The sequence below is a fragment of the Rhizobium sp. BK098 genome (assembly GCF_014193155.1).
In the GTDB taxonomy this organism is placed as follows: Bacteria; Pseudomonadota; Alphaproteobacteria; order Rhizobiales; family Rhizobiaceae; genus Rhizobium.
Genome location: NZ_JACHYY010000012.1, coordinates 55,907 through 69,564, shown reverse-complemented (window position 1 = coordinate 69,564; position 13,658 = coordinate 55,907). Strand labels below are relative to the sequence as shown.

At 60.4% G+C, this 13,658-nt stretch carries 12 protein-coding genes; 5 read left to right on the top strand and 7 right to left on the bottom strand.

Annotated elements, in window-relative coordinates; all coding sequences use genetic code 11:
- The first annotated feature begins 15 nt into the window (after positions 1-15).
- Complete coding sequence (locus FHT73_RS24985; protein ID WP_210290477.1) at positions 16-987, top strand: hypothetical protein; 972 nt, start codon at positions 16-18, stop codon at positions 985-987.
- A gap of 53 nt (positions 988-1,040) precedes the next feature.
- Here FHT73_RS24985 and pncB read toward each other — a convergent pair whose 3' ends face one another.
- From pncB to FHT73_RS24950, 7 genes are all read right to left on the bottom strand, one after another.
- Positions 1,041-2,345, bottom strand: a complete 1,305-nt coding sequence (pncB, locus tag FHT73_RS24980; protein WP_183715594.1) for a nicotinate phosphoribosyltransferase — start codon at positions 2,343-2,345, stop codon at positions 1,041-1,043.
- A gap of 198 nt (positions 2,346-2,543) precedes the next feature.
- Positions 2,544-3,503: a glyoxylate/hydroxypyruvate reductase A gene (locus FHT73_RS24975; RefSeq protein ID WP_183715592.1), complete on the bottom strand. Its 960-nt coding sequence runs from the start codon at positions 3,501-3,503 to the stop codon at positions 2,544-2,546.
- 11 nt (positions 3,504-3,514) lie between these two features.
- Entirely contained in the window at positions 3,515-5,152 is a 1,638-nt protein-coding gene (locus tag FHT73_RS24970) for an ABC transporter ATP-binding protein (protein WP_183715590.1), read from the bottom strand.
- A complete protein-coding gene (locus tag FHT73_RS24965; RefSeq protein WP_183715588.1) occupies positions 5,149-6,303 on the bottom strand; it encodes an ABC transporter permease in 1,155 nt (384 codons plus the stop codon). The genes FHT73_RS24970 and FHT73_RS24965 overlap by 4 nt, the downstream gene beginning before the upstream one ends.
- A complete protein-coding gene (locus tag FHT73_RS24960) occupies positions 6,303-7,397 on the bottom strand; it encodes a microcin C ABC transporter permease YejB (protein ID WP_112414841.1) in 1,095 nt (364 codons plus the stop codon). Before FHT73_RS24960 ends, FHT73_RS24965 begins: the two co-directional genes overlap by 1 nt.
- A 171-nt stretch (positions 7,398-7,568) precedes the next feature.
- Positions 7,569-9,407, bottom strand: a complete 1,839-nt coding sequence (locus tag FHT73_RS24955; protein WP_183715586.1) for an extracellular solute-binding protein — start codon at positions 9,405-9,407, stop codon at positions 7,569-7,571.
- 107 nt (positions 9,408-9,514) lie between these two features.
- Positions 9,515-10,150 (bottom strand): TetR/AcrR family transcriptional regulator, encoded by a 636-nt coding sequence (locus FHT73_RS24950; protein WP_183715585.1) that lies wholly within the window; start codon positions 10,148-10,150, stop codon positions 9,515-9,517.
- A gap of 36 nt (positions 10,151-10,186) precedes the next feature.
- Here FHT73_RS24950 and FHT73_RS24945 point away from each other — a divergent pair, with 36 nt between their 5' ends.
- The 4 genes from FHT73_RS24945 to FHT73_RS24930 all read left to right on the top strand — a co-directional run bounded on the left by FHT73_RS24945 (position 10,187) and on the right by FHT73_RS24930 (position 13,468).
- Entirely contained in the window at positions 10,187-10,756 is a 570-nt protein-coding gene (locus FHT73_RS24945) for an isochorismatase family protein (RefSeq protein ID WP_183715583.1), read from the top strand.
- Between the two features lie 139 nt (positions 10,757-10,895).
- A complete protein-coding gene (gene mepA, locus FHT73_RS24940; RefSeq protein WP_183715581.1) occupies positions 10,896-11,930 on the top strand; it encodes a penicillin-insensitive murein endopeptidase in 1,035 nt (344 codons plus the stop codon).
- 100 nt (positions 11,931-12,030) lie between these two features.
- Entirely contained in the window at positions 12,031-12,411 is a 381-nt protein-coding gene (locus FHT73_RS24935; RefSeq protein ID WP_015338371.1) for a methylglyoxal synthase, read from the top strand.
- A gap of 34 nt (positions 12,412-12,445) precedes the next feature.
- Positions 12,446-13,468 (top strand): glucokinase, encoded by a 1,023-nt coding sequence (locus FHT73_RS24930; protein ID WP_183715579.1) that lies wholly within the window; start codon positions 12,446-12,448, stop codon positions 13,466-13,468.
- Positions 13,469-13,658: the final 190 nt, after the last annotated feature.

The window sequence follows — 13,658 nt, the reverse complement described above, 5'->3', positions numbered from 1 at the left end:
GTTCAGGACTCGGGGATGCGCGTGTTCAATTTCCTGAAAAGTCTCTTCGGCAGAGGCGAGCAGGCAGAGGTGCGTACCGGCCAAACCTCCCCGACGCGGGAGCCGGAGAACACGGCCGCTACCAAAACCCTCGATCTCAACATTCCCGACGAAGCCTTGCAGGATGAAGCGGCTTTCGCCGCCTATCTGCAGGAACGCCTGCCGTTTTTCGGCGACCTGATCCGTGCCGATTACGATTCTGCCGCCGGCAGTCTGACGCTGCACAGCCGCAACGGCGATACGATGACGAAATTCCTGAGCAATGCGCTGCTGGCGCTGCGGGAAAAGCGTGGGCCGGCGCGCGCGCAGGCACTCCTCAACTATCTCAACATGACGGAGGCCATGGTCGACAGCGGCGATCTCGCCAAGGTCCTGCCGGTGCTAAAAGCGCGCGACTTCGTCGAGGTTGCGCGCCAGCAGATGATGCAGGCCGTCAAGGACGAGCCAAATCCGCCGCAATTCGTCTACCTCGACGAGGCCGAAAACCTGATCAAGCTCTTCGTCGTCAACGGCGAAACGGCGGTCAACTACGTTATGGCCGAAGCACTCGACGATTGGGGCATCGATGCCAGGGAACTCGCCGAAACGGCACAGGCCAACCTGCAGAAGTTCCTTGCCAAGACCGGCGTTCAGATCGCCAAACGCAGCCGGTTCCAATATGTCGAGGTGGACGGCCAGTTCGAATCCAGCATCGCCTTTCTTCCGAATTTCTGGGCGCAGGTGCAGGAGCAATCCGGGGGCGCCGCGCCGATCGCCGCCTTCCTGTCACGCGACAAGGTTTTCTTCACGCATGAGAACGACATTGAAGGCCTGCAGCTTCTGGAACTGATCAGCGCCGATCTCAGCGACGTGCCCTACGTTATTTCGCCGGATCAATATCGCTGGGAAAATGGCCGCTGGACGCTATTTCGCCGCGTCACCCGGATAGAAGCGGCGCGCCGACACTAGGACTTTTACGCATTCCAGGCGGAAAGCCGCTGTGCACCTTTCCTAGAAATGCTTTAAACCAACACTTCCTGATCGACGCGATCCTCTGCCCCGAAGAACTTCAGATAGCGCTCGACTTCCGCAGGCTCACCCGTCGCCTTCTGAGGATTGTCCGAGAGCTTCACGGCCGGCCGGCCGTTTGCCTCGATGACCTTGCAGACGATCGAAATAGGGTTAAGGCCCTTGAGTTCGGTCGGGGCGCAGCCGGCGAAATCGTTGGTGAGATTGGTGCCCCAACCAAAACTCATGCGGACGCGGCCATCGAAATGCTTGTAGGTGTCGATGATGGCATCGACATCGAGGCCGTCAGAGAAGATCAGCAGCTTCTGGCGCGGATCGCGGCCCATCTTCTTCCACCATTCGATGATCTTCTCGCCGCCTTCGATCGGCGGGGCGCTGTCGGGACGGAAGCCGGTCCAGTCGGCCACCCATTCCGGAGCGTTGCGCAGGAAGGAAGCAGTGCCGAAGGCATCGGGCAGCACGACGAGCAGATTGCCGCCATAGAGACGGTTCCAGTCACGCAGCACCTTGTAGGGTGCTTTGCCGAGCTCTTCATCGTTTTTCGCAAGCGCGGCTGCGACCATCGGCAGCTCATGCGCGTTGGTGCCGACCGCTTCAAGATCGGAATCCATGGCGAGCAGCACGTTGCTGGTGCCGGTGAAAGCGTGGGGCACGCCTTCCTTCAGCGCCTCGACGCACCAGCGCTGCCAGAGGAAGCTGTGGCGTCGGCGGGTGCCGAAATCGGAGATGCGCAGGCCTGGCAATTCCCGCAGCCGCTCTACCTTTTCCCACATCTTGGCCTTCGCGCGGGCATAGAGCACATCGAGGGTGAAGGGACCGAGCGCCCTCAGCGCCGAGCGGGAACGAAGCTCGTTGATGATGGCGAGCGCCGGGATTTCCCACATCGTCGTTTCCTTCCACGAACCGTGGAAGTCGAGAATATATTGGCCGTCGCGCTTCGAAAGCTCATATTCCGGCAGCTGGAAATTCGACAGCCAAGCGAGGAATTCCGGTTCGAAGATCTGTGCGCGGCCGTAGAAACTGTTACCCGCCAGCCAGATCATCTCCTTCTTGGAGAGGCGGAGCGTTCGGGCATGGTCGAGTTGCTCGCGCAATTCCTTCTCGTCGATCACTTCGGCAAGGCGAACACTCTTGGTGCGATTGATGAGCGAGAAGGTGGCATCGACATCCGGATAGAGCTTCCAGATCATTTGCAGCATCAGAAGCTTGTAGAAATCCGTATCGATCAGGCTGCGGATGATCGGATCAAGCTTCCAGGTATGGTTATAGACGCGGGTGGCGATATCCGTCTTGGTCATGTCGTTCCTGCCCCGTCTCCTGCCCTACGGACGTCATGCTAACCGCCGACTATCCTACGGCATGCGGTTGTAGCGCCTTGTTATCAAAAAATGTTGAGCGAAAGTCCAGTCGCTGAAAGAAAATTGATGTCAGGGCAAACGCGCCACATTCGACCGGCGGAAGCGAAGCGCCGCAACTTCCCCCGCATCCTACCGGATTTAGTAACCCCGTTTGCGATCTACCAGATGCTGCAGCGGTTCGCCGCGTTCGAAGCAGGCGATCTGCTCCTCGACATGGCGCATCAGTGCCCTTTCGTCAGACATGGCGGAATCATGCGGCGTGATGATGACATTTTCCAGGTCCCAGAGCGGATCGTCCGCAGCCAGAGGCTCGACGGCGAAGACATCGAGGGAGGCGCCGCCGAGAATGCCAGTACGAACAGCCGAAGCGATATCGGCCGCAACCTGGCTCTTGCCGCGGCCGGCATTGATGAAAACCGGCTTGCCGAGCGGGCCGTTGCGATGCAGCATGGAAAAAAGCGAGGTGTTGTAGATACCCGTCGTTTCCGGCGTCAACGGCAGGAGGCCGACCAGGATGTCCGTGCGCGCCAGGAATGCATCAAGCCCGGCGGCATCGAAGGTTTCCATGCCGTCGATCTCTTTCTTGCTGCGGGACCAGCCGATGACATTGAAGCCCATGATCTTCAACTTGGCGGCGGCATCGCAGCCGAGAACACCGAGGCCCATGACGCCTACGGTAACTTCGGCGGCTTCAGGGCCATTCTGCGGCGCCCAGACGTGCTGACGCTGGTTCCTGAAATGCCCCTGCACATCGCGCAGATGCATGAGGCACTGCATCACGACCCATTCGCTCATGCGCACCGTCAGGCTGCGATCGACGAAGCGGACTACCGGGATGTCAGGCAGGCCGGCAATCGACATCATCGAATCGACACCGGCGCCGCCCGAGAAGATGACCTTGAGATTGGGTGCGCGCTCGAAAAGATCGGCATCCGGCTTCCACACAAGCGCGTAGTCGACATGGGAGAGATCCACGCCTTTATTGGCAGGATCGGCCAGATTGATGCTGCCGCGATCGGCAAAGGCCGGCTCAAGCGCCTTAGCAACGGACACAGGATCGAATTTGAGGTCGACGAGAATGGGGCTTTTGGCCGGCATGATGGTGGTCTCTATTGCTGGATCGCGGCGGTCGGCACCGCCTCGATATTGAAGGCGGCGGCAAGCAGCGCCCTGGTGTAGTCCTCTTTCGGCGCCCGGAAGATATCGGCGGATGCGCCCTGCTCGACGACCTTGCCGAAGCGCATGACGATCAACTCGTTGGCGAGCGCTTTCACCACTTTCAGGTCGTGGCTGATGAAGAGATAGGCGAGATCGTGCTTCTGCTGCAGGTCGCGCAGCAGGTCGACCACCTGCGCCTGTACGCTCATGTCGAGCGCCGAGGTGGGCTCGTCGAGCATGACGAAACGCGGCTTCAGCACCATGGCGCGGGCAATGGCAATGCGCTGGCGCTGGCCGCCGGAGAATTCGTGCGGGAAACGCCAGCGGGTGGACGGATCGAGGCCGACTTCCTCCAGCGCCCAGCAGACGCGCTTGTCGCGCTCGTCGGCCGAAAGCGAGCGCTCATGCACCTTGAGCCCCTCAGCGATGATCTCGCCGACCGACATGCGCGGGCTGAGCGATCCATAAGGGTCCTGAAAGACGACCTGCAGCTGGTTGCGGAGAGGCCGCATCTCGCGGAACGAATAGCCGGCTATGTCCTTGCCGACGAAGGCGATACGGCCCTTGGAGGAAATGAGCCTGGCGAGCGCCAGGCCGAGCGTGGTCTTGCCTGAGCCGGATTCGCCGACGACGCCGAGCGTCTGGCCGGCGCGGAGCTTCAGATCGATGCCGTCGACCGCCTTCACGTGGTCGACGACCTTGCGCATGAAGCCGGCCTTGATCGGGAACCAGACGCGAATATCGCTGCCTTCCATGACGACGGGCTTGTTCGCATCGCTTACCGGCGGCTCGCCGCGCGGCTCGGCGGCCAGCAAATGGCGGGTATAGTCATGCTGCGGTCTCGTGAAGACGTCCTCGACGGTGCCGGTCTCGACGATCTTGCCCTTGGTCATGACGCAGACCCGGTCGGCGAATTTACGGACGATGCCGAGATCGTGGGTGATGAACAGCATCGACATGCCGTGCGCGCCCTTGAGATCGCGCAGCAATTCCAAAATCTGCGCCTGCACGGTGACGTCGAGCGCAGTCGTCGGCTCGTCGGCGATCAGGAGTTCGGGGCGGTTAGCGAGCGCCATGGCGATCATCACGCGCTGGCGCTGGCCGCCGGATAGTTCATGCGGATAGGCCTTGAGGCGCTTTTCCGGCTCGCGGATGCCGACCTGGTTCAAGAGTTCCAGCGTGCGGCTGCGCGCGGCCTCGCCCACGATGCCCTGATGCAGCGCCAGGATTTCGCTGATCTGCTTTTCGATCGAATGAAGCGGATTAAGCGAGGTCATCGGCTCCTGAAAGATCATCGTGATGTCGTTGCCACGCACGGCACGCAGTTCGTTGTCCGATGCCTTTAAGAGGTCCTTGCCCTTGAACAGGATTTCGCCGGAAGGATGGCTTGCGGACGGATAGGGCAAGAGCTTCAGGATCGAATTGGCCGAAACCGATTTGCCGGAGCCGGATTCGCCAACCAGCGCCAGCACCTCACCCTTGGCTATATCGAAGGAGACGCCATCGACGGCGATCGAGGTCTGCCCGCCCTGATGAAAGGCGACGGAGAGGTTGCGGACTGACAGCAGCGGAGTGGAATTTTCGCTCATCGGAACGTCTTCCTCGGATCGAAGGCGTCGCGCACGGCCTCGCCGATGAAAATCAGCAGCGACAGCATGATCGACATGGTGAAGAAGGCCGAAAGCCCTAGCCAGGGAGCCTGCAGATTGGATTTGCCCTGGGCGATCATTTCACCCAGCGACGGCGAGCCGGGCGGCATGCCGAAGCCCAAGAAATCCAGTGAGGTCAGGGTGGTGATCGAGCCCGACAGGATGAAGGGCACGAAGGTCAGCGTCGCGACCATCGCGTTCGGCAGCAGGTGGCGATACATGATGGTACGGTTATTGACGCCGAGCGCGCGGGCGGCGCGTACATATTCGAAATTGCGCGCCCGCAGGAATTCGGCGCGCACGACGCCGACGAGACCGACCCAGGAAAACAGCAGCAATATGCCGAGGAGGATGAAGAAGCCGGGCGGCAGCACCGAGGCGATGATCAACAGAATATAGAGCACCGGCATGGACGACCAGATTTCGATGAAACGCTGCATCAGAAGATCGGTCCAGCCGCCGAAATAACCCTGTATCGCACCGGCGCAGACGCCGACGACGGCCGAGCAAATGGTGAGCGCCAGGCCGAACAGCACCGAGATGCGGAAGCCATAGACCAAGCGGGCGAGCACATCGCGGGCCTGATCGTCAGTGCCGAGCCAGTTGAAATTGCTCCAGTTGCAATTCGGATCGGCAACACCGCCGGGATAGCCCGAGCAGCGCGTTTCCTTGCTCATCGCCCAGAAAGGCGGCGTCGGCGCCGACATTCCCTTAGGCAGATTGGAGTTGGCGGTCTGATAGGAATAATGGATCGGCGGCCAGATCATCCAGCCATTGGCGTTGATCTCATCCTGAATATCCGGGGCGCGATAATCCGTCTGCGCCAGGAAACCGCCGAACTTCTCCTCGGGATAATCGACAAAGACCGGCGTCAGAATCTCGCCCTTGTAGGAGACGAGGATCGGCCGGTCGTTGACGATGAATTCGGCGCCGAGGCTGAGGACGAACAGCACCAGGAAGATCCAGAGCGACCAGTAGCCGCGGCGGTTCGCCTTGAAATTCTCCCAGCGGCGCACATTGGTCGGCGAAAACAGCCCCTTGCGCGGCGGCTTCACCGTTGTCGGGAGCGTCTGCTGATTGGCTGCGTCCATCACACGTCCCTCCGCTCGAAGTCGATGCGCGGATCGATCCAGGTGTAGATGAGGTCTGAGACGAGGCTGACGACGAGGCCGAGCAGCGAGAAGATGAAGAGCGTGGCAAACACCACCGGATAATCGCGCTGGACGACGGAGAGATAGCTCAAGCGCCCCAGGCCATCGAGCGAGAAGATGTTTTCGATCAAAAGCGAGCCGGTGAAGAAGGCGGAAATGAAGGCGCCCGGAAAGCCGGCGATGACGATGAGCATGGCATTGCGGAAGACATGGCCATAGAGCACGCGCCGTTCGGAAAGACCCTTGGCGCGGGCGGTGATGACATATTGCTTCTTGATCTCCTCGATGAAGGAATTCTTGGTGAGCAGCGTCGTCGTGGCGAAGGCGGCAAGCGACAGCGAAATCAGCGGCAGCACCAGGTGCCAGAGATAATCGAGGATCTTCCGCCACCAGGTGAGGTCGGCGAAGTTGTCAGAGACGAGGCCGCGCAGCGGGAACCAGTCGAAGAAGGAGCCGCCGGCAAACAGCACGATCAGCATGATGCCGAACAGGAAGCTCGGGACGGCATAGCCGACGATGATGATGCCCGACGTCCAGACATCGAAGGTCGATCCGTCCTGCACCGCCTTACGGATGCCGAGCGGAATGGAAATGGCGTAGGAGAAGATCAGGATCCAGATCCCGAGCGAGATCGACACCGGCAGTTTCTGGGCGATGAGGTCGATGACGGTGGTATTGCGGAAGAAGCTCTCGCCGAAATCGAAGCGGATATAGTTCCACATCATCTGGCCGAAACGCTCGAGCGGCGGCTTGTCGAAGCCGAACTGCTTGTCGAGCTTGGCGATCAGCTCGGGATCGAGCCCCTGCGCGCCGCGATATTTCGAGCCGCTGTCGTCGAAGGATTGCTGGGCAGCCAGGTCCGTACCGCCACCCGACAGGCGGCCGTTGGCGTTATCTCCCTGCCCGGTCAGCTGCGCGATGACCTGCTCGACGGGGCCGCCCGGCGCGAACTGTACGATGGTGAAGGAAATCGCCATGATACCGACGATGGTCGGTATCATCAGCAGGAGGCGTCGCAGGATATAGGCGCCCATCAGTCCGCCGCTCCCTCGAAGAGGGGTATGTTCCGCCTCGCCTCAATCCGTCCGTCGATCAAATCACATTCCCTTCCGCCGGATCGAGACCGGCGCAGTCATATCAGCTTGAAACTACCCGAATCAGCCCTCTGCATTTGGAGCCAGCAGGCCCCTCATTGCAAGAGAGGCTCACTTTCCGGCGCTTTTCGACCACCAGACATCGGGGAAGCCGATGGAATATTCGGGCAGCTCGGGCAAATGTTCGAACTTGTCCCAATAAGCGATCTTGTTCGTCGTCCCATAAAACAGCGGGACAACGTAGTGGTGGGCGAGCAGTACGCGGTCAAGCGCCTTGGCGGCAGCAGTCTTTTCTTCGAGGGTCGCGGCAGAGACAAGCTTGCCGATCAATATATCGACACCCGGATCGGATATGCCGGCGTAGTTGCGAGAGCCTTGGCGGTTTGCGGAAGCCGAGCCCCAGTAATCGATCTGTTCACTGCCGGGCGGCAGAGAAGTGCCCCAGACGTTCCAGGTCGCATCATAGTCGAAGCTGCGAATGCGGTTGATGTATTGCGATGAATCGACCGTTCTGAGGGTCGCATCGATGCCAATGCGGCGCAGGTTCTGTACGTAGGGCAGGTTTGATCTTTCCATCGAAGGGCTGCCGAGCAGGATTTCCATCGTGAAGGGCTGGCCGGTTTTTTCATTGACCATGCGATTGCCCTTCAACACATAACCGGCTTCCTTGAAAAGCTCGATCGCCTTGCGCAGATTGTCGCGGGCCTTTTGTTGGTCGCCGCCGACCGGATTGGTATAGGGCGTGGTGAAGACTTCGGGCGGCACCTTATCTTTGACGCTGTTGAGGATATTCAATTCCTCGCCCGTGGGCAGCCCCGAAGAGGCAAGCTCGGTACCGAAAAAGAAGGAGTTGACGCGGGTCAGCTGGCCAAAGGCAAGCGCCCGGTTCATCTCCTCGAAATCATAGGCGTAGTTCAACGCCTCCCGCACACGCTGATCCTTGAACTGATCCCGCCGGAGATTGAGCACCACCGCCTGCATGATGCCGACAGAGCGCAACGAGTTGGGAAGCTCGTCGCGCTTGATGCGGCCGTCCTTGACGGCTGGAAAGTCATATGCGGTCACCCAGTGGCTTGCTGACTGCTCCTGCCAGAAATCGGTGTTTCCGCTGCGAAAGGCTTCGAATTGCACATCCTTGTCGGCGTAGTAGGTATAGGAAATCGCCCCGAAGTTATTCTGGCCGATATTGACCGGCAGGTTCTTGCCCCAATAGTCGTCGCGTAGTTCGTATCGGATCGATGATCCCGGCTGCACGGAGACGATCTTATACGGTCCGGATCCCATGATCGGCTCGAGTATCGTGCGGGAGATATCGCGCGGCTTTCCGTCCGTACCGGCGCTCTCCCACCAATGTTTCGGCACGATCAGCAACTGGCCGGCGATAAAAGGAAGTTCGCGATTGTTCTTTTCATTGAAATAGAAGGTGACGTCCCTGTCGCCGGTCTTTTCGGCTCGCGTCACGTGGGAATAGATACTGGTCGCGAGAGGATTGAGCTCCTTGGTGCGATCGAAGCTGAAAATCACATCATCCGGGGTCACCGGTGTGCCATCGGCCCATTTCGCCTCGGCGCGTAAGCGGAAGGTGGCGCTCGCTATGTCATCGGGATAGGAGACGCCCTCGGCAAGCAAGCCGTAGGAAGTGGCTATCTCGTCATTGGACGATTTCATCAGCGTATCGAAAACCATTGACAATCCGCTGGCGGGGTTGCCCTTAAACAGCACGGGATTGAGCGTGTCGAACGTGCCTTCGGCCGAAAGCTTAAGCTCGCCGCCCTTGGGCGCCTCCGGATTGACATAGTCGAAACGCTTGAAGCCGGGTTGATATTTCAAGTCGCCAAGAATAGCCGTGCCGATGCGGAATTGCGGTTCTTCGGCTTTCGTGGATAAAGGCATTGCCAGCAGGCAAAAAAGAGAAACGACCAAGCCTGCTTTCAACCGCGACAATGCCATTCATGATCTCCCGATGATGTCTGAAGAATCAGCATAAGGCAAATGAGGGCAAAAAGCAGGACGCAACAACTCATCTTGTTGCAAAGGCTGAAAACCGTGTCCGAGGCTCAATCTTTTGCCGTAGCATCCTCAAGACGTTTGCGCAGCATCAGTCGCAGTTCCGCAAAGACGCGCCGGTCTTCGGCGGCATCCGGGTCGCTGGAAACGACGACAGCAATGCGCAGCAACTCGAGCACGATACCCGCCATCAGAACGATATCGTCCGTGATCGGCGGATGGGCCTGCCGCAGAAAGGCGGCAATCAGCTCTCGCAACTCCGCGCGCGAGCGCGCCTTGCGGTCCTTGGGAATATCGCGACGCCCGGCTAGTACGGGAAACTCGGGATATTGCTCGATGAAAGCGGCGAGCGCATCGAAGATTGCCTCACCGGTACCGGCGGCGGAAAGCCCTATGCTCCGTTCCGCCATGTCACGAAGCCCCGCCTTAAGGCGCTCGAGGCGATCGATATGCAGCGCCTCGGCGAGCAAGGGCTTTGTCGGAAAGAACTGATAGAGCGAGCCGATCGATGAATGCGCCTCCGCCGCGATCTCCGTCATCGTGGCCGCATCGTAACCCCTGCGCGCAAAGACTTTTGCCGCCGCTTCGAGCAGAACGGCAACGCGATCGTGGCCCCGCTGCCGTTTCGGCGCACGCGTCTTCAATTCTTCACTTGATTTTTGTGAGGTCATCCTCATATTTTCCATTGTGAGGATACCCTCATGTTTTCTCGGAGCCCCCAGATGTCACTTTACGATCCCAAGACCACCGCTCTTGTTTCCATCGACCTGCAAGGCCTCGTGCTCAGCCGCCCGCTTGCGCCCTACTCCGCCCAGCAGATCGTCACCAATACGGTCGCCATCGCAAACAAACTGAAGGCCGATGGTGGAACGACCGTTTTCGTGACCGTCGGATTTTCCGCAGACTATGCCGACGCTGTCAATCAGCCGACCGACGAAAGCTTCCCGCTTCCCCCAGGAGGCTTGCCGCCGGCCGCGCTCGAAGCTCCGGCCGAGATGGCAGCGCTGACGCCCGATGTCGCCATCGTCAAGCGCCAGTGGAGCGCCTTCTACGGCACGGAACTCGATCTGCAGCTGCGCCGCCGTGGCATCAAAACGCTGATCGTGACTGGCGTCGCCACCAATTTCGGTGTGGAATGCACCGTGCGCGATGCCCACGCGGCAAATTACGCCGTCATTGTCGCTGAAGATGCCGTGACGACCCTTTCACAGGAGATGCAGGATTTCGCCTGCACGAAGGTCTTGCCGCGGCTATCGCGCATTCGCAAGACCGAGGAAATCCTGGCGAACTGATCTGTAGTAACGACGGCCATGCCGGCAAAGGCGGTCGGCCGTAGCCACCGGCGATTGCCGCGGATTCACTTCCATCCTGTTTCAGGATAATCTCCCGGCAAATCACTTCGGCTAATGCCGACCGCCTTCAAGGATATGCATGGCTTCACTTCTGGCTCGCGCCTTTCGAACGATCGGCAAATTCTCTCTCGCAACCTCGATCGGGATGGGCCTTGTCGCCAGCGATGCGCTGGCGCAGCAGGCCACACCTTCGCCCGGCAGCGCAAAAGCGGTCTTCGGCGCCGTGACGCTACCGATGCAGGGGGCACCGCAATCGATCGGCTTCTATGCCAAGGGTTGCCTTGCGGGCGCAGTCGCTCTGCCGGCCGACGGCCCGACGTGGCAGGCGATGCGCCTGTCGCGCAATCGCCGCTGGGGTCGGCCGGAAACGATCGGCCTGCTTGAGCGCCTGTCGCGCGACGCGGCGAAGAATGACGGCTGGCCGGGCCTGCTTGTCGGCGATATCTCGCAGCCGCGCGGCGGTCCGATGATCAACGGTCACGCCTCGCACCAGATCGGCCTCGATGCCGACGTCTGGCTGACGCCGATGCCACGGCGCAAGATGACGGCGGAAGAGCGCGAAGCCATGCCTTTCACCACGATGCTCGCCAAGGACAAGTTTCTGACGATCAATGACAAGGTCTGGACGCCGGCGCATGCGCGCCTGCTGATGCGCGCGGCGAGCTATCCCGAGGTCGAGCGCATCTTCGTCAACCCGGCCATCAAGAAGAAGATGTGCGAGACATGGACGGGCGACCGCAGCAATCTCGGCAAGCTTAGGCCGGAATACGGGCACGACTCGCATTTCCACATCCGCCTTCGCTGCCCTCCCGGCTCGGTCGGCTGCACGGGGCAGGCCCCGGTCGCCGCCGGCGATGGCTGCGACAAGTCGCTCGCCTGGTGGTTCGGACCCGAGCCCTGGGCAAAGCCGAAGCCCAGCACCAAGCCCCCGGTCAAGCCACGCGAAGTCATGGTTGCCGATCTGCCCAAGGCCTGTCAGGCCGTGTTGGCGGCACCTTCGGCTGCTTCCGCACGCTCGGCTGCCTCCGGCGATAAAGCTGCCGGCGTTTCGGCGGAGACGGACGCAATGCCGGTTTCGGGTGATACGCCGCCAGGTCAGATTCCACAGCAATAGATCCTGCACCCGTCCTTGCCGGAGGCGTCTTTCAAAACGCGCCCCCTTGGTATAGAAGGCGGATAAATCGATTGAAAGCATCGGGCGGAGCAAGGATTTCATGGCCGGCAGCAAATGCATCGCATTGATCGCGCATGATCAGAAAAAAGATGCGATGGCAGAATTTGCCCGACGCAATGAGGCCGCCCTTGCCAATTGGAACATCGTCGCCACGGGTACGACGGGCGGCCGCGTGCTGGATGCCTGCCCCGACCTCAAGGTCACCCGTCTGAAAAGCGGCCCGCTCGGTGGCGACCAGCAGATCGGCGCGCTCATCGCCACCGGCGAGATCGACATGCTCGTCTTCTTCATCGATCCTCTCACTCCGCACCCTCACGACGTCGACGTCAAGGCATTGACGCGGCTTGCCGTTCTCTACGACATTCCGATGGCGCTCAACGAATCCACTGCCGAGCGCCTGATCAAAACACTGAACCATTAATCCGCCTTGCCGGCGGCAGACCACGGACCTGGCCATGCCCGAGCTCAATCACAGTGATGCCCCCCTGCCTTTCCCAATCCTGATCGGCGATATCGGCGGCACCAATGCACGCTTCTCCATCCTCGTCGATGCGGACTCCGAACAGGAGCATTTCCCGGTCGTGCAGACGGCGAATTTCGCCACGATCGACGACGCGATCAAACTCGCCCTTGAAAACAGCAAGGTCCGACCCCGCTCGGCAATTCTTGCCATGGCCGGTCCCGTGCAGGGTGACGAGATTCCGCTGACCAATTGCGATTGGGTGATCCGTCCGAAGACGATGATCGCCAATCTCGGCATCGAGGACGTGCTCGTCATCAACGATTTCGAGGCGCAGGCGCTCGCGATCGCCGAGATTTCCGACGAGCATCGCCAAACCATCGGCCAAGCATCCGGGAACATGACCGCATCGCGCGTCGTGCTCGGGCCGGGTACCGGGCTTGGCGTCGGCGCCCTGGTTCATACTCAGCATCAATGGGTGCCGGTGCCGGGCGAAGGCGGGCATATCGATCTTGGACCGCGCACGGAACGCGACCTGCAGATCTGGCCGCATCTAGAACCCATCGAAGGCCGTATCTCGGCCGAACAGGTGATCTGCGGCCGCGGCCTCCAGAACCTCTATCATGCGATCTGCGCGGCTGACGGCATCGAACCGAGCCTCAAAGAGCCAGCCGATATCACCAATCATGCACTCGCCGGCACCAACAGGCAGGCCGAGGAGACATTGACGCTGTTCGTTACCTATCTCGGCCGTGTCGCCGGCGATTTCGCCATGGTCTTCATGGCGCGCGGCGGCGTCTATCTCTCGGGCGGCATTCCGCAGAAGATCCTGCCCGCGCTGCAGAAGCCGGAATTCCGCGCCGCCTTCGAAGACAAGGCACCGCACACGGAATTGATGAAGACCATCCCGACGCACGTGGTCGTCAATCCGCTGGCAGCGCTTTCCGGCCTGGCGACCTATGCCCGCAAGCCGACAAACTTCGGCCTTGCGACAGAAGGCCGTCGCTGGCGGCGTTAACCGCTTGCCAAACAGCTCATGGCGCACCGAAACAGCTGGCGCGCCTACCTTTTTGAAGGGGCCGCCTTCCTCTATAGTAGACCCGGCTCCGTGATCGGCCTTAACCAGCGCGGCAAGCCATATCTAGCCAAAGCCGTGTTAACTCTTTAATAGAGCCGCGAAAGCACGTGCCAGATGCGGCTCGCTTGGT

Excerpts from the sequence above, each read along its gene's own strand:
- pncB (WP_183715594.1), bottom strand. The coding sequence starts at position 2,345 with ATGACCAAGACGGATATCGCCACCCGCGTCTATAACCATACCTGGAAG.
- FHT73_RS24965 (WP_183715588.1), bottom strand. The coding sequence starts at position 6,303 with ATGGACGCAGCCAATCAGCAGACGCTCCCGACAACGGTGAAGCCGCCG.
- FHT73_RS24985 (WP_210290477.1), top strand. The coding sequence starts at position 16 with ATGCGCGTGTTCAATTTCCTGAAAAGTCTCTTCGGCAGAGGCGAGCAG.
- mepA (WP_183715581.1), top strand. The coding sequence starts at position 10,896 with ATGGCTTCACTTCTGGCTCGCGCCTTTCGAACGATCGGCAAATTCTCT.
- FHT73_RS24960 (WP_112414841.1), bottom strand. The coding sequence starts at position 7,397 with ATGGGCGCCTATATCCTGCGACGCCTCCTGCTGATGATACCGACCATC.
- FHT73_RS24950 (WP_183715585.1), bottom strand. The coding sequence starts at position 10,150 with ATGGAAAATATGAGGATGACCTCACAAAAATCAAGTGAAGAATTGAAG.
- FHT73_RS24935 (WP_015338371.1), top strand. The coding sequence starts at position 12,031 with ATGGCCGGCAGCAAATGCATCGCATTGATCGCGCATGATCAGAAAAAA.
- FHT73_RS24930 (WP_183715579.1), top strand. The coding sequence starts at position 12,446 with ATGCCCGAGCTCAATCACAGTGATGCCCCCCTGCCTTTCCCAATCCTG.
- FHT73_RS24945 (WP_183715583.1), top strand. The coding sequence starts at position 10,187 with ATGTCACTTTACGATCCCAAGACCACCGCTCTTGTTTCCATCGACCTG.
- FHT73_RS24955 (WP_183715586.1), bottom strand. The coding sequence starts at position 9,407 with ATGGCATTGTCGCGGTTGAAAGCAGGCTTGGTCGTTTCTCTTTTTTGC.
- FHT73_RS24970 (WP_183715590.1), bottom strand. The coding sequence starts at position 5,152 with ATGAGCGAAAATTCCACTCCGCTGCTGTCAGTCCGCAACCTCTCCGTC.
- FHT73_RS24975 (WP_183715592.1), bottom strand. The coding sequence starts at position 3,503 with ATGCCGGCCAAAAGCCCCATTCTCGTCGACCTCAAATTCGATCCTGTG.